This is a genomic window from uncultured Roseobacter sp., assembly GCF_947499265.1.
Classification (GTDB): Bacteria; Pseudomonadota; Alphaproteobacteria; order Rhodobacterales; family Rhodobacteraceae; genus Roseobacter.
Genome location: NZ_CANMNK010000006.1, coordinates 136,674 through 159,580 on the forward strand (window position 1 = coordinate 136,674; position 22,907 = coordinate 159,580).

Sequence of the window (22,907 nt, forward strand, 5' to 3'; positions counted from 1 at the left end):
CTCCGGCGGGGATATTTTGTGCCAGAAGAAATTCAGGGAGCGGGAAACGTCAGGGTCAGCCCATCGTAGGCCGGTTGAATGTGGGGGGGTGTTTCGGCCTGCAAAGTGTCGTAGTCGAGGTCGATGTGCATGTTGGTGAGCACAGCGCTTTTTGGTTGAACGCGGTCAATCCATTCCAGCGTGCGGGCGAGATGCGCATGGGTCGGATGGGGATCGCGGCGCAGGGCGTCCACGATCCAGCAGTCCAGGTTTGCAAGGATCGGCCATACGTTTTCCGGGATCTGTGCGACGTCCGGCAGATAGGCCAGATCGCCGATCCGAAAGCCGAGGGCATTCATGCCCCCATGCGCGACCTCAAAGGGAGAGAAGCGGATCGTACCGCCTGCGCCGTCAATGGTGACATCGCCCTCAATGAGGTTCATGTTGAGGATGGGCGGGTAGGCAGACCCCTCGGCCTGTACAAAGGCGTAGTCAAACCGCTGCATCAGCGCGTCGCGGGTGGGTGGATCGGCCCAGACCGGCAGGCGCGCCCGCATGTTGAAGACGATCATCCGCAGATCATCGATGCCGTGCACATGGTCCGCATGGCTGTGTGTGTAGATCACCGCGTCGAGCCGCCCCACATCGGCGGTGAGCAGCTGGTTGCGCACGTCCGGCGAGGTGTCGATCAGAACCGTCGTGGTGCCATTGTCGTTCTCGCGTTCGACCAGAAGCGAGCATCGCTGGCGTCTGTTCTTGGGATTGTCGGGGTCGCAGTCGCCCCAGTGTCCGCCCAAGCGCGGCACGCCGCCTGAGGATCCGCAGCCCAGAATGGTCGCGCGCAGTTCAGCCATCAAGCGGGGGCCTGGTAATTTGCTGCCTTGGAGAACAGACGGTCAAAATTGGCCTGCGTGTGCGCCGCAAACGCACCATAGCTGATGCCCATGGTGTCAGCCCCGCGCTGTGCTGTGTGGGTTATATATGCGGGTTCATTGCGTTTGCCGCGATAGGGCGGCGGTGCAAGATAAGGCGCGTCGGTCTCCACCAAAATACGGTCCAGAGGAGCCGCCGCAAAGATATCGCGCAGTTCGGACGATTTGGGGAAAGCTGTAATCCCCGACATCGACAGATAAAACCCCAGATCCAACGCCGTGCGCGCCAGATCGGCGGATGAGGAGAAACAGTGCATCACACATGTGAATGCGCCCTGGCGGTATTCTTCTGTCAGGATGCGTGCCATATCGGCATCGGCATCACGGGCGTGGATGATCAGAGGCAACCCGGTGGCTCGCGCGGCCTCGATGTGTACGCGCAGGGAGGTCTGTTGGATTTCTGCCGTATCCGCCGTGTAGTGGTAGTCGAGGCCGGTCTCCCCGATGCCCACCAGTTTGGGATGCTGTGCGATGGTAATGAGTTTGTCCACGCTTGCCTGGGGTTCGCTGGCGACGCTCATCGGGTGGGTCCCTGCGGCATAGAAAACCGGCGCGTGGGCTTCGGCGATTGCGCGCACGGCGGGTTCATTTTTCAGCTTTGTGCAGATCGTCACCATGCGGGACACGCCAGCATCCACCGCGCGGGCAACGATTTCCGCGTGCTGGCCATCGAAATCCGGAAAGTCGAGGTGACAATGGCTGTCTGTGATCTGAAGTTTGTCGGTCATGCCGGTCCGGTCGTGCTGGCACCAGATCGGCATCTACCCTCTGGCGGTTTGACTTATCTTGATCAGGGTATCTAGGACCAGAGCGGCAGGGTCAAGGTTCACCGCGCGGCCATGTCGCGCGCGTGCGCCGGTTTCCTGCGCGACCTGTGCCCAGGCACGGCCCGCGGTTTGATCAGGTGCCAGGCGCGCGAGAATTGCCGCTTCATTCGGGGCGGCCTCAACGGTTGACCCGGTGCCGGACGCGCCCCGGTGGGCGAGGCGCGACAACAGCAGGTCGATGAGTTCAAACAGCAGGTCGCGCTTGGCCTCGGCACCGCGTGCGGCAGCGGCTTCTGCGAGTTTCAGGGCGGCAGCGCGGTCAAACTGCGGCAGGGTCTGGATCAGCGCCACCAGCTCCGCATATGTCTTCAACCCATCCAGCAAGGACAGCCGCATGGCCGCCCCCACCGATCCGCCTGACAGTTCCGCCAGGGCATCCGTCCGCGCGCCCACATCGATGCCTGCCTGAGCAAAGGCGCGCGCCATATCGTCCGGCGACAGCGTATTCAGGCGCAGCGTGCGACACCGGGACCGGATGGTGGGCAGGAGCCCGGAAGGGTGATGGCTGATGAGCAGCAGCGTGGCGCGGTCCGGGGGCTCCTCCAACATTTTCAGCAGGGCGTTGGCCGCCGACGGGTTCATGTCGTCCGCTGCATCCACGATGACAACACGACGCCCGCCATCGGCTGCCGACAGCTGAAAAAACCCCGCAAGGGACCTGATGTCATCGACGACAATCTGATCGCGCATCCTGTCGGTGGTGGGGTTCGGGGTGCGGGTGATGGATTTCAGGCCCGGTTCCGCCCCCGCCGCGATCCGCCGTGCGACCGGGTGTTCGGGATCGATGGCCAGCGCGGTGGGGGGCGGCGGCGCGCCGAAGAGCCCGTCGTCGTCAAGCGGCGGGGTGGCCAGCAGGAACCGCGCCATGGACCAGGCCAACGTCGCCTTGCCAATGCCGCGCGGGCCGGTCAGCAGCCAGGCATGGTGCAAACGCCCGGTGCCAAAAGCATCCAGAAACGCTTGCTGTGCAGCGTCCTGACCAAAAAGCTGAGGGGTGTCCCGCGGATGCGGGGCGCCTTCGATCTGATCGGGCGTGCTCATGCCAGCTCTGCGCTCACAAGATCCGCAATGTCGCCTGCCACCGCGTCCATGTCTCTCGCGCCATCGATGACCCGGAAACGGTCGGAGAATTCGCGGGCCAGATCCAGAAAACCTTGCCGCATCGCTTTTTGCAGGTCTTCACCAAAGGCTTCAAATCGCTCGTCCACGGTTTGCCGCGACAAGGCGCGCGAGAGACCGACGCCCGGGTCCATATCGATCAGAATGGTCAGGTCGGGTTCATGGCCGATCATTAGTGTGTGCAATTGATCGACAACCCCCCGCAGATCGCCCCGCGACAGTCCCTGGTACATGCGCGTGCTGTCGGCAAAACGGTCGCAGATCACGATCTTTCCCGCGGCCAGTGCGGGCAGAATTGTCCGTTCAAGGTGATCGCGGCGCGCAGCGGTAAAGAGCAGGATTTCCGTTTCAGCCGACCACCTGTCAGGGTCCCCCTGCAAGACTAGGGCGCGGATCTCTTCGGCCCCCGGGGAGCCCCCAGGCTCGCGGGTCAGGACAACTTCGTGCCCGTTTGCAAGCAGATGATCAGCCAATCGCTTGACCTGAGTGGATTTGCCTGACCCGTCTATGCCTTCGAAGGTGATAAAGGTGCCGGTACCGCGCGCGGCTGCGGTCACGTCGCCCCCTCGGGTCCCTGAATGAATTTTGTGAACAGCACCAGCGCTGCGGTGCTCACGCGGCTGACAAAGCCACCACGTTCAATCGCACGATCCGCCACCAGCGGCAGGCGCGTTTCAGGCAGGCCTTCAAGCGTAAACACAAACTCGGCCAGCTGATCACCCGCGGCGATGGGGGCGTTAATCGGCCCGGTGTAGATCACTTCGCCCTCGATCTCATTGCCTGCCAGCGCGGGCATCAGAATGCTGATGTCCTCTGCGGCCACCAGACCGACTGAGGCCTCGCTGCCCATCCACACATCCGCTTGCGCAAATTGCTGACCTTCTTTCGCCAGAGGGCGCATGGCAAATTGACGGAAGGCCCAGTTCACGATGGCCTGGGATTCCTGAGCGCGTTCGGCCACGGTGTCCATGCCGGAGATCACAAAGATCACACGCCGGTCGCCCTGTTTGGCCGACCCGGTCAGCCCATAGCCCGCCTCTTGCGTGTGACCCGTCTTCAGGCCATCGGCCCCAATGCCCATGGTCAGCAGCGGGTTGCGATTCAAACGGTTGCTGGGCACCCGGTTGTCGAATTCAAATTCGGTTTCTGCAAAGAGCGGGTAGAACTCCGGGAAATCCGTGATCAGGCGATCCGACAGGGTGGCCAGATCGCGCATCGACATCAGATGCCCGGGCTGCGGCCAGCCGTTCGAATTGGTGAAAGTCGAGTTGGTCATGCCCAGTTGTTGCGCACGCTGTGTCATCAGGCGTGCAAACCCGTATTCCGTGCCATCTGGCGACAGTGCCTCGGCGATGACCACGCAGGCATCGTTACCGGAAAGCACGATGATGCCGCGGATGAGGTCCTCGACGGTGACGGTTTCACCCGACCTCAGGAACATGCTGGAGCCACCATAGGACTGCGCGTGTTCGGAGACAGGCAGTTCTTCATTCAGATCAAGCCCGCCGTCGGACTTGCCACGCCGAATGGCCTCAAACGCCATATAGAGCGTCATCAGCTTGGACATGGACGCGGGTGGCATCGGTGTTTCGCCATCCTTGTTCAACAGGACAGTGCCGGTCGTCTGATCAAGGACAAAGGCGGTCTGTGCCTTGGTATCAAAGGCCAGGCTCATGGTGGTGGAGGCGATCAAAGCCAGAAGGGCTGCGGCAAGACGGATCATAGCGACACGCTCCTGAGTAGATTAATTGGTCACGGCGTAGGCATCCGAGAAGCCCTCGCCCTTGATGGTGGCAAGCAGTGTTTTCTGCTCATCGGACGTGGTGGCTGGGCCAACGATCACACGCCAGAAGGGTTTACCGCCCGCCTCTTGTTCCTTGACGGTCGGTATCAAACCCGCGCCACGCATTTGTTTCGCCGCGCGCTCGGCATTTGCCTCCTGGCTGAATATACCGATTTGGACGAAAGGCTTCTTCAAGGTGGATTTCGGCAAGCTGGATTGGATTACCGGTGTGGCGACCGCTGGGGCAGGGGCCGCTGAGGTTTCAGCAGCGGTTGGCTCTGCGGCGTCAATCGCGGCGCCTGCGGCTGCAATCGGGTCAAGCGCGGTTTCGGTGATGTCGTCCGTGGCTGCGACGGTTTCCTCAGCGGGTGCTACGGGCTCCGGTGTCACCACCTCTTTGCGCAAGGCTGTCACGTCGAGCTCCACCGGTGCCCCGGCAAGCACGCCTAGAGCTTCCGCCGCGTCAGAGGACATCTGCAGTCTTGGCCCGGGAATATCGCGTTCGCGGCGGAAGAGCGCGCCAACGACGAACTGCCCATTGGTCTGGTTGCGGATGATTACCCGCTCCGGTTCGGTCACGTCCGGATGTGCCACCCAAACACCGCCCAGCGAAGGCCGCCCGTCCCAGAGGCCAGGTTCCTTTGCGGAAAACACTTCCGGCGCTTCGACGTCGCGCTCGGTCACGGTGCCGCTCTGGGCGGCAACGGGAGCTTCGGCTTCATCCGTGGGCTTTGGCTTGAACACCTCGCCGAGATTGAAAGAGCCTGCATCGTCGCAAGCAGTCAGAACGCTCAAGGCGAACAGCCCCGCAAAAAGTCGAAAAGCTGGAGAACGATGGTGGATGATGTCGCCGCTCATGTATCTGTCCTTGCCTGTTATCCGGTTGTCCGGCGTCTTTTTCGCCCGCATGTAGCGGGTCTTTGCCGATACTCTACCCCGGCTGACGCGGCCTGGGAAGATCTTCCGGATCAAATCGGCGACATTCCCCAGAGGTATTGTGGCGTTTTTTGTGGTTTCAGAATCATTTGCGGGCAACTAGGACGGTCAGACCGGAGGAGTGGCAGAGTGGTCGAATGCACCGGTCTTGAAAACCGGCGTGCGTGAAAGCGTACCGTGGGTTCGAATCCCACCTCCTCCGCCATCATTAACTTATTGAACAATTTCAATGATTTACGTAAACTCATTGACCGCAGTTGACCGGCGTATTGACCAATGGAAAGCTCATTAGGATTAGTCCACAGTAGCGATGGAAGAACGAATACCAATAACGATACGCTTTCAAAGGCTCGGGGTTGTGAAAAGTGACCACCGCTGACTGGGCAATTACTATCTCGTTGGCATCGCTAGCTCTTTCCATTGCTGGTTTTATTTGGAATGTTTGGTCTAAGTTATCTATCCGAAAGCCCGGCTAAGGGTTGGCATCTCAAACAGAATTGCTTTTGGCGAAGGATGGGACCACAACCCGGAAAGCATTTGCTTGAGCGTGATAGACCATGGTCCCGGTGAAGTAACCTTGGACAACACTGTTGCGCGTCCTCGGCGGCGCTGGCTGGGACTTAGAAAGCCCCGCACCTATGCAATGCTGAACCCATCTAGCAACTGGCCATATAGTGGGACCTCAGAAGGGCCATTTAGCGGTGGGCTTCCTAAGACCATAAAGTTGGTTGAGACTTTCTACGCCCACTTCCCTCGCTCTCGGCGATGGTTTGATGAAGCAAGACTGGTTCGATTTGGCTTTACGGACAACTTCGGGCGCATTCACTGGGCACCTCGAAAGCAATGCAAAAAGATAAGAGAACAACTATTGTGTGATGCTTCCCTTGAGAGGTTTAACAAAAGCAGAGAGTAGCTCCTCTTGGGCGCTCCGCTAAGGAATTCGCTGCGGTAATTGGTGAAGAACTGATCGAAGTGAAAAAGAAGTTGGCCACGGCTGCATCGAACTTATCCAACAAACTTATGAAACACGTCAAAGCCGAAAATGAGGGAAACAGAAAGATTACAGTCGACTGCCTGTGCCATAAGCTACTGGATAAGTTACCTGACGTAGGTGCCTAAGAACGGTGTGTGTCGGCCTGATCATCAGCAACGCCTAGCGCTTCCCCCCACCGTTTGAAACGCTTTCCATATGTGTCAGACGCATTTCCCATGCTCGCTAGTTTGTGGAATAGGAGGTTTTGACCTGCCTTACCTTTCACTCTCTCTCGGACCATCGACACAAGGGAACTATGAACGGGCACTCTACGGGCCGCTGAGGGGTTCTTACCTTGCTGTAAATTGAAGGTGAGTTGATCACCATTCTCCTCAACCTCTTCGGCCCACAATATCACGATTTCTGCCTGTCTCATCCCAGACAACAAGGCCACCTTGAACACGTCCTTCATGACGCTTTGCGGTCTCCCACATATAGCTTCCACTCCGATCACGACACCCACATCAGGCTCAGCATTAATTTTAGTATTTGGTATTCCAAAATATCAAATACTAGTTTACAAGAATCGAGGGTGCGATAACTGCGCACCGTCAAGGGAGGAAAACCAATGAAGATAATGTTCGCCATTGCTGCGGTGGCTGCCATAGTTGGCGGTGACCTTGTCGCTGAAGGCTACCCATCCAAAACCATCGAGGTCATCACCCATGCCGGTAACGGCGGCGGCACCGATGTGACCACGCGCATGATGATGATCCGCGCGCGGCGCGAGCTGGGAACCGACATGGTTGTGGTCAACAAGCGCGGTGGCGGTGGGGCCTCGGCGATGGATTACTACCTGACCCAAGAGGCTGACGGGCACAGCATTTTGACCTTCACCATCGGTCACTCGGCCACGGTTGCCTTGGGCAAGACCGATATGACCTTGGAAGATGTGCGGCCCATTGCGCGCGGCACCGATGATCCGCAGATCCTGATGACCCGTTGCGGTGTTTATGAGAGCGCCGAGGCCTTCGTTGCGGCGCAGAAAGACACTCCGCTGACCTATGGCACCACGCATCTGGGCGGTATCGATGATGTATCGGCCTTTATGTTTGCGCGCCGTGGCGAGTTGGCGACGCCCAAGATCGTGCCCTTTGAAGGCGGCGGCGAACTGGCCACGCAATTGGTGGCGGGCGCAGTTGATGTGGCGGTTCTGAACCTGGCCGAAGCCGGATCGCAGATCGACGCGGGCGATATCTGTCCGATCGTCGTACTTGCTCCGGAGCGGATGAGCGGGTTACCGGATGTCTCGACCGCGCAGGAGCTGGGCATTGATGCAAATTTCTCCACCGTGCGCGGCTTTGTGGTGCATAAGGGCACGCCAGATGATGTGGCGGCCAAGATCGAAGAGGCGCTGCTGAACGCCATGGGACACACCGTCTACCAGGGTTTCCTGACCTCGGTGGGGCTGGACGCAAGTTCGGTGGCAGGTGCTGACGTCTGGGGCAATCAGCTGGCCTCAATGCAGTCGGACATGGATGCTGCGCTGCGTGAATTGGGCTTTATCGAATAAAGCCCATCTCCCCGGGGTCGGCCCCTTCGAGAGGGCTGACCCCACCTATGCTTCTTTAACCTGTTTGGGGACGACAAGATGACGCGTTACGCGGTTCCGTGCGGCATAATCGTCTTTTGCCTGCTGGCCTATTGGCTCAGCACGCAATTCGACCGGGTGCCCCCCATCCTGTTGCGCGGCATGCAGCCTGCGGACTTCCCGCAGATGGTGATGTTGCTGATCATGGCCCTGGCGGTGCTGGTGGTGGTTTTTGACAAGCCCATTGCGCATGATCCGATCCCGCCGACTGTGTGGATCAGCCTGGGGTTGTTTGTCGTCTTCGTTCTGGCGGCGCAGGTGGATCTGTTTCTGGGCCTCGGCGTCTTTGCGGGCGCGCTGGCCTGGGTCTGGGGCGAACGGCGGGCCTGGGCCATTGCGCTGGTGGCTGTGCTCAGCCCGGCGTTGATCTTTTTACTCTTTGATCAGGTGTTCAGCATCCGCTTTCCGCGCGGTCTGCTCACCAGTCTTTGGTACGGGTGACACGAATGGAACCGTTGATTGCTGGCCTTGTTGCGCTGATGGACCCGAACCTGCTGGTGCTGCTGTTCGCGGCAACTTTGGGCGGGGTGATCATCGGTGCGCTGCCGGGGCTGAACGCCACCACGGGGGCTGCCCTGCTGTTACCCTTTACCATCACAATGGACCCTATCCCGGCGATTGCGATCCTGACGACGATATACTGTGCGGCCACCTTCGCGGGCGCAATCACGGCGATCCTGATCAACACGCCCGGGACCTCGGCCAGCGCCACGACCTGTCTGGATGGGTATCCGCTGGCGCAGCGGGGCGAGGCCGGGCGCGCCCTGGGCATGGCCACGATTTCCTCCACCATTGGAGGCATCATCTCGGTCATCTGCCTGATGCTGGCAGCACCCTTGATGGCCCGCATGGCCTATAACTTCGCGCCACCGGAATATTTCGCACTCACGGTCTTTGGCATTTCGATGCTGGCCACCATCGGTGACGGTACGCCGTTGAAGAACATCATCGCGGGCGCCTTTGGTGTGCTGCTGGCGACGGTGGGCAAGGACCTTCTGACCACGGTCGAACGCTTCACCTTCGGGTTCAATGAGCTCTCTGAAGGGATTGGGTTTGTGCCGGTGATGATCGGCATCTTTGGCATCTCCGAGCTTTTGGTCCAGGCTGAACGTTTGAGCGTTGAGCGGCGGCAGGTGTTTATGAAAACCATCAAACTGCCGTCGCGCGCGGATTATGCAAGGGTGTGGAAAACCATCCTGCGCAGCTCCGGCATTGGCACCTTTATCGGCATCCTGCCCGCAGAAGGGGCCACCGTGGCCTCAATGATCGGCTACAATGAGGCGCGCCGCTGGTCCAAAACGCCGGAAGAGTTCGGCAAGGGTTCTGTCGAAGGCATCGCCGGGTCCGAGGCTGCGAACAACTCCGCCACGGGCGGGGCCATGGTGCCGACGCTGGCGCTCGGCATCCCCGGCAGCCCGACAGCGGCAGTTATTCTGGCGGGGCTGATGGTGCATGGGTTGCAGCCGGGCCCTACCATGTTCACCGAACAGGCCGAATTCGCCTATGCGATCTTCTGGTCGATGCTCTTGGTCAATGTCATGTTCATTTTCGTGGGACTGTTCGGGGCCAAGATTTTTGCCCGCGTCACCTTTGTACCGGTGCAAATCCTCTGGCCCATCGTGTTCACCTTTTCGATTGTGGGGGCCTATGCGCTGGATCAGTCGATGCTGGACGTCTACATCGCTATCGGCGCTGGCGTGATCGGCTACTTCATGCGCCGTTTCGGCTATTCGGTTGTGCCGCTTGCCATCGGGTTGATCCTGGGCGGCATGCTCGAAAAACGCCTGGGTCAATCGCTGATCATGCTCGACGATCAATGGTGGCTGATGTTCACCCGCCCCCTGACGCTTTTGTTTTTTGTGCTCACCATTCTCGCGCTGTTCGGGCCGCTGTTCTGGCGCCGGCTGTTCAACCAGCGTGACCCTATGGTTTCCACCGGAGAGTAACTCATGACCAAGATCAAATCTATTCGTACCCGCGTTTGGAACTGGACCGGCCCGACCGTCCCGCCCCAGGGAAATTTTTGCACCAATGCCTCCGATGCGCTGTGGATGAAGGGCGATGCGATGGCGTCCTTCCGGTTTCACCAGTGGCTGACCTGCGAGGTGGAGGCTGAGGATGGCACCATCGGCATCGGCAACGCCGCCCTTGCCCCCACGGTGGTCAAACAGGCGATTGATGACTGGTACGCGCCGCTGGTGATCGGCGAGGACCCATTCGATTATGCCTACATCTGGGAAAAGATGTACCGCCGCACCCATGCCTGGGGTCGCAAGGGCATCGGCATGACGGCGATCTCGGCCATCGACATTGCGATCTGGGATCTGATGGGCAAGCTGGTGGGCAAGCCGGTGTTCAAACTGCTGGGCGGGCGCACCAAAGAGAAAATCCCGGTCTATTACTCCAAGCTTTACGCAGCGGATATTCCGACGATGCAGGCCGAGGCAGTAGAAGCGCAAAAGCATGGCTATCAGGCTTATAAATCGCGCTTTGGCTTTGGCCCAAAGGACGGCATGCAGGGGATGCGCGAGAATCTCAAGCGCGTCGAAGCCCTGCGCGAGGTGCTGGGCTATGACGTCGATCTCATGCTCGAATGCTACATGGGCTGGAACCTTGATTACGCCAAGCGGATGCTGCCGAAGTTGGCGAAATATGAACCGCGCTGGCTCGAAGAACCGGTGATCGCCGACGATGTGGCGGGCTACGCCGAGCTCAACGCCATGGGCATCGTTCCGATTTCGGGTGGGGAGCATGAGTTCAGTGTGATGGGCTGCAATGACCTGATCCAGAAAAAGGCCGTGAGCATTCTGCAATACGACACCAACCGCGTCGGCGGCATTACGGCTGCGCAAAAGATCAACGCCATTGCCGAGGCCGCGCAAATCCCGGTGATCCCCCATGCGGGGCAGATGCACAACTATCACCTGACCATGGCCAATACCAACTGCCCGATCAGCGAATATTTCCCGGTTTTCGATGTCGAGGTGGGCAATGAGCTCTTCTACTACATCTTCGACGGCGACGCAGAGGCGGTGGAGGGCTATCTGCAGCTCGATGATGAGACGCCGGGCCTCGGCATCTCTATCACCGACAAACACCTCAAACATTTCGAGATCACAGAATGAGCAAATACACCGGCATATGGCCCGTCGCCCCTACGCCCTTCAACGACGATGGTACGCTGGACTTGAAGGGCATGAAGCGGGTACTCGATTGCCTGATCGATCAGGGGGCAGACGGGATTTGCATACTTGCGAATTTCTCTGAACAGTTCCTGATCTCGGACGCAGAACGCGAGACCCTCGCGCGGTTGAGTGTCGAACATATCTCAGGTCGGGTGCCGGTGATTGTCACGATCAGCCACTACGCGACCCAGATTGCCGTAGAGCGCGCGCAGTTCGCCAAAGACCTTGGTGCCGACATCGTGATGATGATGCCGCCCTATCATGGCGCGCTACTGAAAGGTACGCCGGAGCAGAGTTTTGAGCAGTTCGCGGTCGTGGGGGAGGTGGGCATTCCGATCATGGTACAGGATGCGCCGCTGTCGGGTGTTGATCTGCCGGTGCCGCTGCTGGTGCGGATGGCGCGTGAGATCGAGGCGGTGAAACTCTTCAAGATCGAATCCCCGCGGGCCGCCAACAAGATCCGTGCGCTGATTGAGCAGGGCGGGGAGGCCATTGAAGCGCCGTTTGACGGCGAGGAAGCGATCACGCTGCTGGCCGATCTCGATGCGGGGGCCACCGGCTCCATGACCAGCGGCATGATCGTCGATCAGATCAAGCCGGTGATCACCAAACACCATGCGGGCGATGTGGCGGGTGCGACCGAGGCTTACGGCCGGGTCGCCATGGCCATCAACCACGAAAACCGGCAATGTGGCTGGCAATCCTGCAAGGCCGCGATGGTCGAGGGTGGGGTGATCAGTTCCGAGTTCTGCCGTCACCCGATCCCGCCCCTTCACCCGGCGATCCGCTCCCGGTTGATTGAGCTTCTGCGGCCTCTGGAGCCACTGGTCCTAAGATGGGGAAGATAAGATGAGTGAGAGCGCCTGGACAAACGAACTGCGCGAATTTGTTGAGCTGAAACCACGGCAGTCTCTGGCGATGGAGGCAGCTGACAACCTGCGCGAATTCATCATGCTGGGCAGGCTGGCGCCGGGGATGCCGGTGCGCGAACGGGACCTGGCCGAGGCCTTTGGCATCAGCCGCACCCCCCTGAAAGAGGCCCTGCGCATTCTCGAAGCTGAAGGGTTGATTGTCTACGGACCCACTCGTCGCCCCCGCGTGGCCGACCCGTCGCTGGATGAAATCAACGACTGGCTGCGGGTGCAGGGGGCGCTGGAGGCGTTGGCGGGAGAGTTGGCCTGCGCAGAGGCGACCGACGCGCAACTGGCCAGGATCGCGGAGATCAACACCTCGATCAAAGAGGCGCGGGACACGGACGGGCAACTGGAGGCGTTCCGAATGGATATGCGGTTCCACGAGGCCATCGTCGCCGCCTCTGGCAATGAGGCCTTGGCTGAAACCCACGCGACCTACAATGCGCGTCTGTGGCGGGTGCGGTTTTTGTCCTCGCAACGGGTGGCCAGCCGCGAAGCGACGCGGAACGAACACCTGGAAATTGTCGAAGCGCTCACCGCCCGCGACGCCACTGCCGCGCGCAAGGCGCTGAAGAACCACCTGCGCACGGCGGAGACCAACATCGCCGCCGCAGTTGCCGAGATTGAAACCGCCAAGGAGACCGATTGATGCGTCCCAGACTTGCCATTGTCCCCGGTGATCCCTCCGGCATCGGACCAGAACTGATCGCGAAGCTCTTGCAGGAAGACGGCGTATGTGTCGCTGCCAATATCCTGCTGGTTGGTGACGCGCATCTGTGGCAACGCGGCGCCGAGCAGGCCGGGGTCGAGGTGCCGCTGAACACGGTTGACGAAGCGGATGTCGCTGCGTTCGAAGGTCTGGCGCACTTGCACCTTGCGACCATCGCGCCCGGTGACGTGAAAGTCGCTGAGGTGACCGTTGCGGGCGGCACCACATCGCTGCGCTGTCTGGACAAGGCGCTTGACCTGGCGCAGGCGGGCCATGTGGATGGCGTGCTCTTTGCGCCCTTCAACAAGGCCGCGATGACCTCCGCCGGGCTCAATGCCGAGGATGAGCACCGCTACATGGCGCGCTATCTGGGCTTCGAAGGGTATCATTCCGAAATCAACGTGCTTGATGAGCTGATGACCACCCGCGTCACGAGCCATATCGGCTTGAAGGATGTCGCGGCGAACATCGATGGCCCCGGCATTATGCGCGCGGTCGCGTTGGCTCATGACACGCTGGCCCGGTCCGGCAAGACGCGGCCCCATGTGGCGGTCGCAGCGCTGAACCCGCATGCGGGTGACAACGGCAAGTTCGGGCGCGAGGAGATCGATGTGATCGAACCCGTCGTTAAGGCCTGCCAGGACAAGCAGATGAATGTGACCGGCCCCTGGCCTTCGGACACCGTGTTCCTCAAGGCCAAGCGGGGCGAGGTTGATGCCGTGGTGACCATGTATCACGACCAGGGTCAGATCGCGATCAAGCTGATGGGGTTCGACCGGGGCGTGACCGTGGCGGGTGGCCTGCCGATCCCGGTGGCAACCCCTGCCCATGGCACGGCCTTCGACATTGCGGGCAAGGGCATCGCCAATGTGAGCGCGACCCGACAGGCTTTTGAATTGCTTTTGCGCATGGCTGAAAACGCAAGGAACGCGGCGGCGTGATGCCGTTCGAACTACACATCGGATAACGGGATACCCCAAGATGAGCTTTAAACCGCATGGAAAACATCTGATTGCCGGAGAGTGGGTCACAACCGACCAGACTTTTCTTTCTGATCCGGCCCATGGCGCCGCCCATACCTTTTGCATCGGCACGACCGAAATGGTGGAGCGCGCCTGCGCAGCAGCAGAAACTGCCTTTGAAACATTTGGCACCACCGCCCGCGCAACCCGCGCGGCCCTTTTGAACGCGATTGCCGGTGAGATCGAGGCGCGCGGCGATGCCATTACCGAGATCGGTACGCAGGAAACCGGCCTGCCTGAGGCGCGGCTTCAGGGGGAGCGCGGGCGCACGACCGGGCAGTTGCGCCTGTTTGCGGACCATATCCTGAAGGGGGATTATCTGGACCGTCGCCATGATGCCGCCTTGCCCGATCGCGCGCCGCTGCCGCGCCCGGATTTGAAGATGTTGCAGCGCCCCATCGGGCCGGTCGCCGTATTTGGTGCGTCTAACTTTCCACTGGCCTTTTCGACGGCAGGCGGGGATACGGCGGCGGCGCTTGCAGCGGGATGCCCGGTTGTCGTTAAGGGGCATTCGGCCCATCCCGGTACGGGCGAGATCGTGGCCGAGGCCATTCACGCGGCAATCCAGAAAACCGGCATGCCCGCAGGCACTTTCAGCCTGATCCAAGGGGGCAAACGCGACGTGGGCACCGCACTGGTGCAGCATCCGTTGATCCGTGCCGTAGGCTTTACCGGCTCGCTGGCCGGAGGCCGTGCGCTTTTTGATCTCTGCGCTGCGCGACCGGAACCGATCCCGTTCTTTGGCGAGCTTGGGTCCGTCAACCCGATGTTCCTCTTGCCCGAGGCCACTAAGGCCCGCGGTGCCGAGATCGGCACGGGCTGGGCAGGCTCTCTAACTATGGGGGTTGGGCAGTTCTGTACCAACCCCGGCATCGCGGTGGTTTTGCCAGGCGCCGATGCCTTCGTCGCTGCCGCTGCGGCCGCTTTGAAAGACGCAGGTGCCCAGACGATGCTGACCGACGGCATTGCGGATGCTTATCGGCAGGGCGTGGCGCGGGTTGCAGACGGCGCGACGGAGCTGCTGGGCACCGCCTCTGACGGGCGCGCGGCGAAACCGTACCTCTTTAAAATCTCGGCCCAAGATTGGCTGGCCAACCACGATCTTCAGGAAGAGGTCTTCGGTCCCCTGGGCATCATTGTCGAGGCGGAAAGCCTGGATCAAATGGCCGATATCGCCCGTGCGATCCAGGGCCAGTTGACCTGCACGCTGCATATGGACGAAGGCGACACTGGGGCGGCGCAGACCCTGCTGCCGCTGCTCGAGCGCAAGGCGGGCCGCATCCTGGTCAACGGCTTTCCGACGGGTGTCGAGGTCTCCGACACGATGGTCCATGGCGGGCCATACCCGGCCTCCACCAACTTCGGGGCCACATCGGTGGGCACCCTGTCCATCCGTCGCTTCCTGCGCCCGGTTTGCTACCAGAACCTGCCCGATGCGCTTTTGCCGGAGGCGTTCTGACACAAGCCGCGCCTGGTCGCCACGCCGGGCGCGGTTGCTCTACGAACCGTGGCATGGGAGGATAAAATGACATCATTCAAGTTCACTTTCGCCGCTGGCCTGTCGGCGCTCGCAAGCCTTGTTGCCGCGCCGGTGCTGGCTGATTACCCTGAACGCCCGGTGACCATCATCGTGCCCTGGGGGGCAGGCGGTGGCACCGATACCATCATTCGCATCTTCGCCGTGGGCTTCGAGAAGGAAATGGGCCAGCCCATCAATGTCATCAACCGCACCGGCGGCTCTGGTGTGGTGGGGCATTCGGCCATCGCCAATGGCAAGGCTGACGGCTACACGCTGGGCGCCTGCACGTCCGAAATCACCTATTTCGAGACGGTTGGGTTGGCGGACATCACGCCCGCCAGCTACGATTTGATTTCACGGCTTGCAACGATCCCGGCGGGGGTCACCGTTGCGGCCGATAGCCCCTATGCTTCGGTGAAAGAGGTGATCGACGCGGCCCAAACGGGCACGTTGACTTCCTCCGGGTCCGGGCTCGGTGGGCCATGGCACATGGCCGTTGCGGGCATGATGAAATCTGCCGGCGGGGCGGCTGACACGGTCAAGTTCATCCCCTCCAAAGGCGGGGCGCCGGCACTGCAGGATTTGGTCTCCGGTGGCATCAGCATGTTCACCGGCTCCCCCATTGAGGCCCGCGCGCTGGCCGATGCAGGCGAGGTGAAAATCCTTGGTGTCATGGCCGATGAACGATCCCCTGCCTTCCCGGACGTCCCGACCTTGAAAGAAAGCGGGGTGGACTGGTCGCTGACCAACTGGTTCTCGCTCTGCGCCCCCAGTGGATTGCCGGAGGAGGTCAAAGCCAAGGTCGAGACGGCTGCCAAAGCCGCCCATGGCTCGGACGCCGTGCAGGACGCTTTGGCACAGCGCGGCATCACACCGCTCTTTGATGGCTCCGAGGCCTTTTCGGTCTTTGCGGACGAGTTCTCCGATGCGGCCAAAGAGCTGCTGACCGATCTCGGCATCGCCAAGTAAGCAAGCGCTTTCGGGCAGGGCGCACCCCTGTCCGGAGGCATGTCACACTATGCAGTTTTCAAACCGCTTCATCGGCATCGTCGCCCTGATTGGCGCAGCCGCCATCTTCTACGGCACCTTCGGGTTTCGCGCGGTGCCGGGCCAGCAGTTTGGCTCGGGCTTTTTCCCGCGCATCACTGCGGGCTGCCTTGCGCTGACGGGCTGTGCGATGATCCTGTCCTCCGGGCCGAGCCCCTGGATGACGGTGCCGGAGTGGATGCGAACAGCTCAGGCATTCAAAGCGGCAGCGCTGCCCCTCGGCGGCATCGCATGGGTTCTTGTCGCGCCGTTCCTGGGGTTCATACTGACCACGGCCCTGCTGATCCTGACGCTGGTCATGCTCATGCGCGGCCGCTTCCTCTTCGGGCTTGGCGTGGCCGTCGGGCTCAGCCTTTTGCTACATGTTGTTTTCAGCGTACTTCTGCGTATCCCGCTGCCCTTCGGGGTCGTTGAAGGCTGGCTGGTGTGAGTGTCCTGACCGACGCCCTGACGCTGGTTTTTCAACCGGACGTTCTGATCACCGTGATCCTTGCCAGCCTTTTGGGGCTGACCATCGGGGCCATTCCGGGGCTGACGGCGGTGATGGGGGTGGCATTGCTGATCCCGATCACTTTCTTCATGGATCCCGTCCCAGCGATTTCCGCCATTGCGGCGCTGGCAGCCATGGCGATCTTTGCCGGCGACATTCCTGGAGCGCTGCTGCGCATTCCTGGCACACCCGCCTCGGCGGCCTATGTGCAGGACGCCCATGTCATGGCAAAGGAGGGCTGCCCGGAACGTGCTTTGGGATTGTCCATGGGCGCGGCCTGCTTCGGTGGCGTGGTCGGGGTGATCCTGTTGATGGTTGCTGCGCCGTTGTTGGCGAGATTTGCGACCAACTTCTCATCAGTGGAGTATTTCTGGCTGGCTCTTCTGGGTCTGAGCTGTGCCGCCATTATCTCGACCGGCGCGCCGCTGAAGGGCATCTTGTCGCTTTTATTCGGTCTCTGGGTCGCCTCCATCGGCATTGATGAGGTAGCGGGGCAGCCACGCTTCACCTTCGGCTCGACTGAATTGATGGGCGGGGTCAGCTTTATCCCCGCGATGATCGGCATGTTTGCGATCCCGGAGATCCTGCGCAACGTGGCGCTTCCCCAAGGCAAGATCACCCCGCCCCGCATGGGGCCGGTGTTTCAGGGGCTTGGTGCAAATCTGAGGCGACGCAGAACCAATCTGCTGCGGGGTAGCCTCGCGGGCTCCATGATCGGCGCTCTGCCGGGTGCAGGAGCCGACATCGCTGCCTGGGTCGCCTACGCGGTGGCCAAGCGCCGTTCGAAAACGCCGGAAAAATTCGGTCATGGCCATGACGAGGGCATTGTGGAGGCGGGTGCCGCCAACAATGGCGCGCTTTCCAGTGCCTGGGTGCCAACGCTGGTCTTTGGCATCCCTGGCGACAGCATCACGGCCATCGTGATCGGTGTTCTCTACCTCAAGGGGCTCGAACCCGGGCCGATCATTTTCACCAAAACGCCCGAACTGGTCTATGCGATCTTCATCGCCTTCTTTCTGGCCAACCTGCTGCTCATTCCCTTTGGCTGGCTGATCATCCGCGCCGCGCGCCACCTGCTGACGATGAAGCCCGCCTACTACCTGCCGGTCGTCTTTGCCTGCTGCATCGTCGGCAGCTTTGCCATCAACAACACAGCATTCGGCGTGGTGGTGATGCTGGTTTTCGGCCTGATCGGCTGGCTTTTTGAGGAAAACGGTATCCCGGTCGCCCCCGCCATCCTTGGCATCGTCTTGGGGGGCATGCTGGAGTTCAACTTTGTCACCTCCATGCTGAAATCCGACGGCAACCTGATGATCTTTGTGTCGCGACCGGTTGCTGCCGCCTTGGCGCTGACCGTTCTGGCCGTTTGGGCCTGGCCCATTGTGAAACACATCCGCGGGGGCCGCGCATGAGAGTGATCGACGCGCATCATCATTTCTGGGACCCGGAGCGGAATTATCATCCATGGTTGCGGGACGAGCCGATGATCCCGTTTCGCTACGGGGACTATGCGTGCATCCGAGGGCGGTTCATGTCTGAGGAATATGATCAGGCGTCCCGGGGCTGGGATGTTGTCGCCAGTGTCACGATGGAGGGGGAGTGGGACCCGTCCGACCCCACCGGGGAAGCCATCTGGATGCAAAAGATCGCCGATGCAACCGGGCGTCCGGCTGCCCATGTGGCGCAGGCCTGGCTGGACCGCGACGATCTCAGCGCCGTGCTGGACGTGATCGGCCCGTTGCCCATCGTCAAATCGGTTCGCCACAAACCGCACGCCAACGCGGCCCCTGGTCAGGCGCCCGGCGGTATGAGTGATCCGGCCTACTGCCAGGGCTTCAGAAAGCTGGCCGAGGCGGGGCTGATGTTCGATCTGCAAACCCCGTGGTGGCACTTGGGTGAAGTGCCTGCGATGGCCGATCTGGCGCCAGAAGTGCCGATCATTCTTAACCACACTGGCTTGCCCTCCGACCGCTCCCCCGAAGGACTGGCAGGCTGGCGCGCGGCGATGGAGGCGATTGCAAAGCTGCCTCAGGTGGTCGTGAAAATCTCAGGCCTCGGCCTGCCGGGGCGTCCCTGGCGCCTTGAGGACAACCGCGACATCATCCGGCAGACCATCGACATCTTTTCGCCTGATCGCGCGATGTTTGCCTCGAATTTCCCGGTCGATGGGCTCTGCGACTCCTTTGACACGATCTTTTCCGGCTTCGACCTCGCCACCCGTGACTTGAGCGAGACCGAGCGGGGCGCGCTGTTTTCTGGCACTGCGGCCCGCATCTACGGCATCGAGGAGGTGCCGACCTAACCATCAGTGGAGGACGACATGAAACAACGTACACTTTTGAACACCATCGGGCTGGCCATGGCCGGTGCCGTCATGGCAGGCGCGTCTTTTGCGCAGGAGGTCACCTTGCGCTTTGGCCACTACGCCAAACCCGGCGATACCGCCTATCTGGCAGCGGAACACTTCAAGTTCACGGTCGAGAACATGACCGGCGGAGAGGTCGAGATTTCGCTGCACCCTGCGGGCGAGTTGGGCAATTCCCCGACCATGCTGGAAGGGGCACGCCTTGGCTCGATCGACCTAGTGCTGGTCGGCAACCCCTATTTCACCGCCTTCGCGCCGCAGGTGAACCTGCTTGATCTGCCGTTCCTGTTCCAATCGGCGGAACACGCCTATGCGGTGATGGACGGAGAGGTGGGTGAGGAGTTAATGGCCTCGATCAACCAATCGAACCTGCAAGGGCTCGCGTTTTGGGAGATCGGGTTCCGCAACCTGACAAACAACACCCGTGCGGTGGAAACGCCCGCCGATCTGGCCGGTCTAAAACTGCGCACCACACCGAACCCCGCACATCTTGAAGCCTTCAAGATCCTCGGCGCCAACCCGGCCCCAATGCCTTTCTCGGAGGTCTATTCGGCCTTGCAAACCGGCACCATCGACGGGCAGGAGAACCCGGTCAACCACATCTACGCGTCGAAACTGCATGAGGTGCAAAAGCATCTGTCGCTGACCGCCCATGCCTATACGGCGGCCCCGCTGGTGGCGAACTATGGTAAGTTCGCGCGGCTCAAGCCTGAGTATCAGGAGGCTTTGCGGATCGCGGCCAAACTTTCGGCCTCTTACGAACGGGCGCTGAATGCGGCCAAGGAGGCCGGCAGTCTGCAAGCAATGATAGACGCCGGTGTCGAGGTTGTGAAAGAGCCTGACGTCTCCGCCTTCCGGGCGGCTGTCGCAGAGCAGACGCGTGTGGCCTATGTCGACCAGTTCGGCGATGACCTGCTGAACAAAGTCGACGCGTTGGCCGAATAAATGGTAGGCCTTGTAAATCTGGTGGTGCGCCTGTGGCGCATCACCGTGGGCGGGCTGATGCTGGCGGTCGTGGTTCTGACCGTCAGCCAGGTCTTTGCCCGCTATGTGCTGAACAGCTCGATCATCTGGGCGGAGGAGGCCAACCGCCTGCTCTACGTTTGGGTGATCCTTCTGGCGGCCATCGGGGCCGATCACATGCGCATCGGGCTGATGGCGGACAAACCGCGCTGGCGCCCGGTCTTGGCACAGGTTGGCGTGATCGCGGGCGTCGCGGCACTGGGGCTGGTCGTCTGGGGCGGCTGGACCATGAACGCGGTCTTTGGGTCTGACCGCTACGTGACGCTGGGCCTCTCCAAAGCCTGGTACTTCTGGGCGGCCATCGCGGGCGGAGCCGCCTGGGCCGTCGTGCTGCTCTGGCGCGGCTTTCTGCCTGAAAAAGAGCCCAAGACATGACGCTTCTGGTTCTGCTTGGCACGATGATCGGGCTGTCGCTGCTGGGCGTGCATCTGGTTTTTGCGATCCTGCTGTCCTCGACCCTGGCGTTGCTGATTTATCGCGACTACGTGCCGCTGGAAATCATCGCACAGCTGTTCCTGTCGGGGATCGACAATTTTCTGCTTCTGGCAGTGGGGTTCTTCTTCCTGGCCGGGGAATTGATGAACCGGGGCGGGGTGACGCGTCGCATCGTAGCCCTTGCCGAGGCCTGCGTTGGCCATATCCGAGGCGGGCTGGGTCATGTGAACGTGGCCTCATCTGTGTTTTTCTCAGGCATTTCCGGTTCTGCCGTAGCCGATACGGCCGCCATTGGGTCGGTGATGGTCCCGGCGATGGAAAAGGCCGGGTTCTCACGCGGATTTGCGGCTGCGGTGACGCAATGTTCCAGCGTCATTGGTCCGATCATCCCGCCGTCGATTCCGATGATCGTCTATGCCGTGCTGGCGCAGCAATCGGTGGGCAAGATGTTTCTGGCAGGTATCCTGCCCGGGTTGCTGGTCGCGATCTGCCTGATGGTGATGGTCTATGTGGTCGCCATGCGGCGTGGCTATCCAGCGGGCCGCTGGCAGGGTTTTGGAGCCATCCTGCGCGCAGGCTCATCGGCGCTTGTGGCACTGGCGACGCCGGTGATCATCGTCGGCGGTATTCTGGGCGGGGTCATGACGGCCACAGAAGCAGGTGCCGTCGCCGTGACCTACGCCTTTGTCATCGGCAAGTTCTGGTTTCGCGAACTGACCTGGACGGCATGCGGAGAGGCTCTGGTCGCCGCGGCCAAGGGCAGTGCGACCGTTCTGGTCATCGTTGGTGCATCGTCGGTCTTTGCGTGGATCGTGGCAGATCTGAAAGTCTCCACCACCGCGGCGGAGTTGATTTTTTCCATCAGTGATAATCCGTTTTGGGTTCTGGTCATGGCTATGATCTTCGTGCTTTTGATCGGTCTCTTCATGGACCCGCTGGCAGGGCTGGTGGTGACAGTGCCGGTTCTCTTGCCGATTATGCAGGACATCGGCGTTGATCCTATTCATTTCGGCGTTTTGATTGTGCTGAACCTGATGATCGGACTAACGACGCCACCGGTGGGATACCTAATCTACCTGTCAGCCTATATTGCGCGGGAAAAGCCCGAAGTGGTCATCCGGGAAAGCCTGCCGTTTCTCGCGGCGCTTTTTGCAGCCCTGATCCTGTGCATATGCTTTCCGGCTCTGGTTCTGACCTTGCCACAGCTCTATTCCGGAGGATGACCGTGATTTATGATCTGACCATGCCCATGGAAAGCGGCCATTTCCGCTGGCCGCTTGAGCGAGACAAAAAGGGTGATTTCAAGGCTGGCGATATCTTCGAAGTCACCTCTTTCGGTGTCTCCTGTCACGCGTTCACGCATCTCGACGCACCGTGCCATATGGTGCCGGGCGGGCCGACAACGGATGCGCTGGAGCTGTCGCGCGTGATGGGAACAGCGGCGGTGATCGACCTGTCGGATATTGTGCCAAACGAGGAAATCACCGCCCGCCATCTGGATCGGGCCGCGCAACACTTGGTGCCGGGCCAGATCGCCCTGTTTCGCACTTGTTGGGACGAGCAACGGGACTGGCGTACGCCAGCGTACTGGCACGACGCGCCGTATCTTTCTGCCGAAGCTTGCCGTTGGCTACGGGATCGAAATCCAACCTCGGTCGCCTTTGACTTCCCGCAAGATCACACGATCCGCCGGGTGCTGGATGGCGAGATGCCTCCCATCGAAGAGCATGTCTCTCACGATATTCTGCTGCGTGACGGGATCACGCTGATCGAATACCTGATTGGCACGGCACAGATCACGGAACAGACTGTTCAATTTGTCGCGCTGCCGCTGAAACTGCCCGCCAGCGATGGTGCTCCTGCACGCGTGGTTGCGTGGAACGGTTGAATGTGGGTGAATTCCGGTCACGGCATCGCTTGCACGCGCCAAACCGATGGATTCGAGGAGTGCAGTCCTGCAGATCGCTACCAGGGGTCTCGCGATAAATGCCCTCTCAC

At 60.8% G+C, this 22,907-nt stretch carries 22 protein-coding genes and 1 tRNA gene; 17 read left to right on the forward strand and 6 right to left on the reverse strand.

Features of this window, described 5'->3' with window-relative positions; translation table 11 throughout:
• Positions 1–32: 32 nt before the first annotated feature.
• Genes Q1A63_RS16995 through Q1A63_RS17020 form a run of 6 tightly spaced genes read right to left on the reverse strand, consistent with a single transcriptional unit; the run spans position 33 to position 5,498 of the window.
• Complete coding sequence (locus tag Q1A63_RS16995) at positions 33–833, reverse strand: MBL fold metallo-hydrolase (protein WP_298972888.1); 801 nt, start codon at positions 831–833, stop codon at positions 33–35.
• Positions 833–1,639, reverse strand: a complete 807-nt coding sequence (locus Q1A63_RS17000; RefSeq protein WP_298973471.1) for a TatD family hydrolase — start codon at positions 1,637–1,639, stop codon at positions 833–835. The genes Q1A63_RS16995 and Q1A63_RS17000 overlap by 1 nt, the downstream gene beginning before the upstream one ends.
• Before the next feature lie 33 nt (positions 1,640–1,672).
• Positions 1,673–2,779 carry a DNA polymerase III subunit delta' gene (locus Q1A63_RS17005; RefSeq protein WP_298972889.1) on the reverse strand — a complete coding sequence of 369 codons (1,107 nt, stop codon included), beginning with the start codon at positions 2,777–2,779 and terminating at the stop codon, positions 1,673–1,675.
• A complete protein-coding gene (gene tmk, locus Q1A63_RS17010) occupies positions 2,776–3,414 on the reverse strand; it encodes a dTMP kinase (RefSeq protein ID WP_298972891.1) in 639 nt (212 codons plus the stop codon). The genes Q1A63_RS17005 and tmk overlap by 4 nt, the downstream gene beginning before the upstream one ends.
• Entirely contained in the window at positions 3,411–4,580 is a 1,170-nt protein-coding gene (locus tag Q1A63_RS17015; RefSeq protein WP_298972892.1) for a D-alanyl-D-alanine carboxypeptidase family protein, read from the reverse strand. Before Q1A63_RS17015 ends, tmk begins: the two co-directional genes overlap by 4 nt.
• Before the next feature lie 21 nt (positions 4,581–4,601).
• Positions 4,602–5,498 (reverse strand): SPOR domain-containing protein, encoded by an 897-nt coding sequence (locus tag Q1A63_RS17020; RefSeq protein WP_299632266.1) that lies wholly within the window; start codon positions 5,496–5,498, stop codon positions 4,602–4,604.
• A 193-nt stretch (positions 5,499–5,691) separates the two neighbouring features.
• Between Q1A63_RS17020 and Q1A63_RS17025 the strand changes: the two genes are divergently transcribed.
• The 17 genes from Q1A63_RS17025 to Q1A63_RS17105 all read left to right on the forward strand — a co-directional run bounded on the left by Q1A63_RS17025 (position 5,692) and on the right by Q1A63_RS17105 (position 22,797).
• Positions 5,692–5,781, forward strand: a tRNA-Ser gene (locus Q1A63_RS17025).
• A 1,396-nt stretch (positions 5,782–7,177) separates the two neighbouring features.
• Positions 7,178–8,122 (forward strand): tripartite tricarboxylate transporter substrate binding protein, encoded by a 945-nt coding sequence (locus Q1A63_RS17030; RefSeq protein WP_299632267.1) that lies wholly within the window; start codon positions 7,178–7,180, stop codon positions 8,120–8,122.
• A 78-nt stretch (positions 8,123–8,200) separates the two neighbouring features.
• A complete protein-coding gene (locus Q1A63_RS17035; protein ID WP_299632268.1) occupies positions 8,201–8,641 on the forward strand; it encodes a tripartite tricarboxylate transporter TctB family protein in 441 nt (146 codons plus the stop codon).
• A gap of 5 nt (positions 8,642–8,646) precedes the next feature.
• On the forward strand, positions 8,647–10,146 hold the full coding sequence (locus tag Q1A63_RS17040; RefSeq protein WP_299632269.1) for a tripartite tricarboxylate transporter permease: 1,500 nt from the start codon (positions 8,647–8,649) through the stop codon (positions 10,144–10,146).
• A gap of 3 nt (positions 10,147–10,149) precedes the next feature.
• Positions 10,150–11,325 (forward strand): L-rhamnonate dehydratase, encoded by a 1,176-nt coding sequence (locus tag Q1A63_RS17045; protein WP_299632271.1) that lies wholly within the window; start codon positions 10,150–10,152, stop codon positions 11,323–11,325.
• The gene (locus tag Q1A63_RS17050) at positions 11,322–12,233 is read left to right on the forward strand and encodes a dihydrodipicolinate synthase family protein (protein ID WP_298972903.1); all 912 of its coding nucleotides are present in this window, start codon (positions 11,322–11,324) and stop codon (positions 12,231–12,233) included. The genes Q1A63_RS17045 and Q1A63_RS17050 overlap by 4 nt, the downstream gene beginning before the upstream one ends.
• 1 nt (position 12,234) lies before the next feature.
• On the forward strand, positions 12,235–12,948 hold the full coding sequence (locus Q1A63_RS17055; RefSeq protein ID WP_299632272.1) for a GntR family transcriptional regulator: 714 nt from the start codon (positions 12,235–12,237) through the stop codon (positions 12,946–12,948).
• Entirely contained in the window at positions 12,948–13,949 is a 1,002-nt protein-coding gene (locus tag Q1A63_RS17060; protein WP_299632273.1) for a 4-hydroxythreonine-4-phosphate dehydrogenase PdxA, read from the forward strand. Before Q1A63_RS17055 ends, Q1A63_RS17060 begins: the two co-directional genes overlap by 1 nt.
• Before the next feature lie 40 nt (positions 13,950–13,989).
• Positions 13,990–15,489, forward strand: a complete 1,500-nt coding sequence (locus Q1A63_RS17065; protein WP_299632274.1) for an aldehyde dehydrogenase (NADP(+)) — start codon at positions 13,990–13,992, stop codon at positions 15,487–15,489.
• A gap of 66 nt (positions 15,490–15,555) precedes the next feature.
• Positions 15,556–16,518: a tripartite tricarboxylate transporter substrate binding protein gene (locus Q1A63_RS17070; protein WP_298972908.1), complete on the forward strand. Its 963-nt coding sequence runs from the start codon at positions 15,556–15,558 to the stop codon at positions 16,516–16,518.
• A 49-nt stretch (positions 16,519–16,567) separates the two neighbouring features.
• Complete coding sequence (locus tag Q1A63_RS17075) at positions 16,568–17,026, forward strand: tripartite tricarboxylate transporter TctB family protein (RefSeq protein ID WP_298972910.1); 459 nt, start codon at positions 16,568–16,570, stop codon at positions 17,024–17,026.
• Positions 17,023–18,498 carry a tripartite tricarboxylate transporter permease gene (locus tag Q1A63_RS17080; protein ID WP_298972911.1) on the forward strand — a complete coding sequence of 492 codons (1,476 nt, stop codon included), beginning with the start codon at positions 17,023–17,025 and terminating at the stop codon, positions 18,496–18,498. The genes Q1A63_RS17075 and Q1A63_RS17080 overlap by 4 nt, the downstream gene beginning before the upstream one ends.
• Positions 18,495–19,388 carry an amidohydrolase family protein gene (locus tag Q1A63_RS17085; protein WP_298972913.1) on the forward strand — a complete coding sequence of 298 codons (894 nt, stop codon included), beginning with the start codon at positions 18,495–18,497 and terminating at the stop codon, positions 19,386–19,388. The genes Q1A63_RS17080 and Q1A63_RS17085 overlap by 4 nt, the downstream gene beginning before the upstream one ends.
• An 18-nt stretch (positions 19,389–19,406) precedes the next feature.
• A complete protein-coding gene (locus tag Q1A63_RS17090) occupies positions 19,407–20,396 on the forward strand; it encodes a DctP family TRAP transporter solute-binding subunit (RefSeq protein ID WP_299632275.1) in 990 nt (329 codons plus the stop codon).
• A complete protein-coding gene (locus Q1A63_RS17095; protein WP_298972917.1) occupies positions 20,397–20,849 on the forward strand; it encodes a TRAP transporter small permease subunit in 453 nt (150 codons plus the stop codon).
• Positions 20,846–22,132, forward strand: a complete 1,287-nt coding sequence (locus tag Q1A63_RS17100) for a TRAP transporter large permease (RefSeq protein ID WP_298972919.1) — start codon at positions 20,846–20,848, stop codon at positions 22,130–22,132. The genes Q1A63_RS17095 and Q1A63_RS17100 overlap by 4 nt, the downstream gene beginning before the upstream one ends.
• The gene (locus Q1A63_RS17105) at positions 22,129–22,797 is read left to right on the forward strand and encodes a cyclase family protein (protein WP_299632276.1); all 669 of its coding nucleotides are present in this window, start codon (positions 22,129–22,131) and stop codon (positions 22,795–22,797) included. Before Q1A63_RS17100 ends, Q1A63_RS17105 begins: the two co-directional genes overlap by 4 nt.
• Positions 22,798–22,907 lie beyond the last annotated feature (110 nt).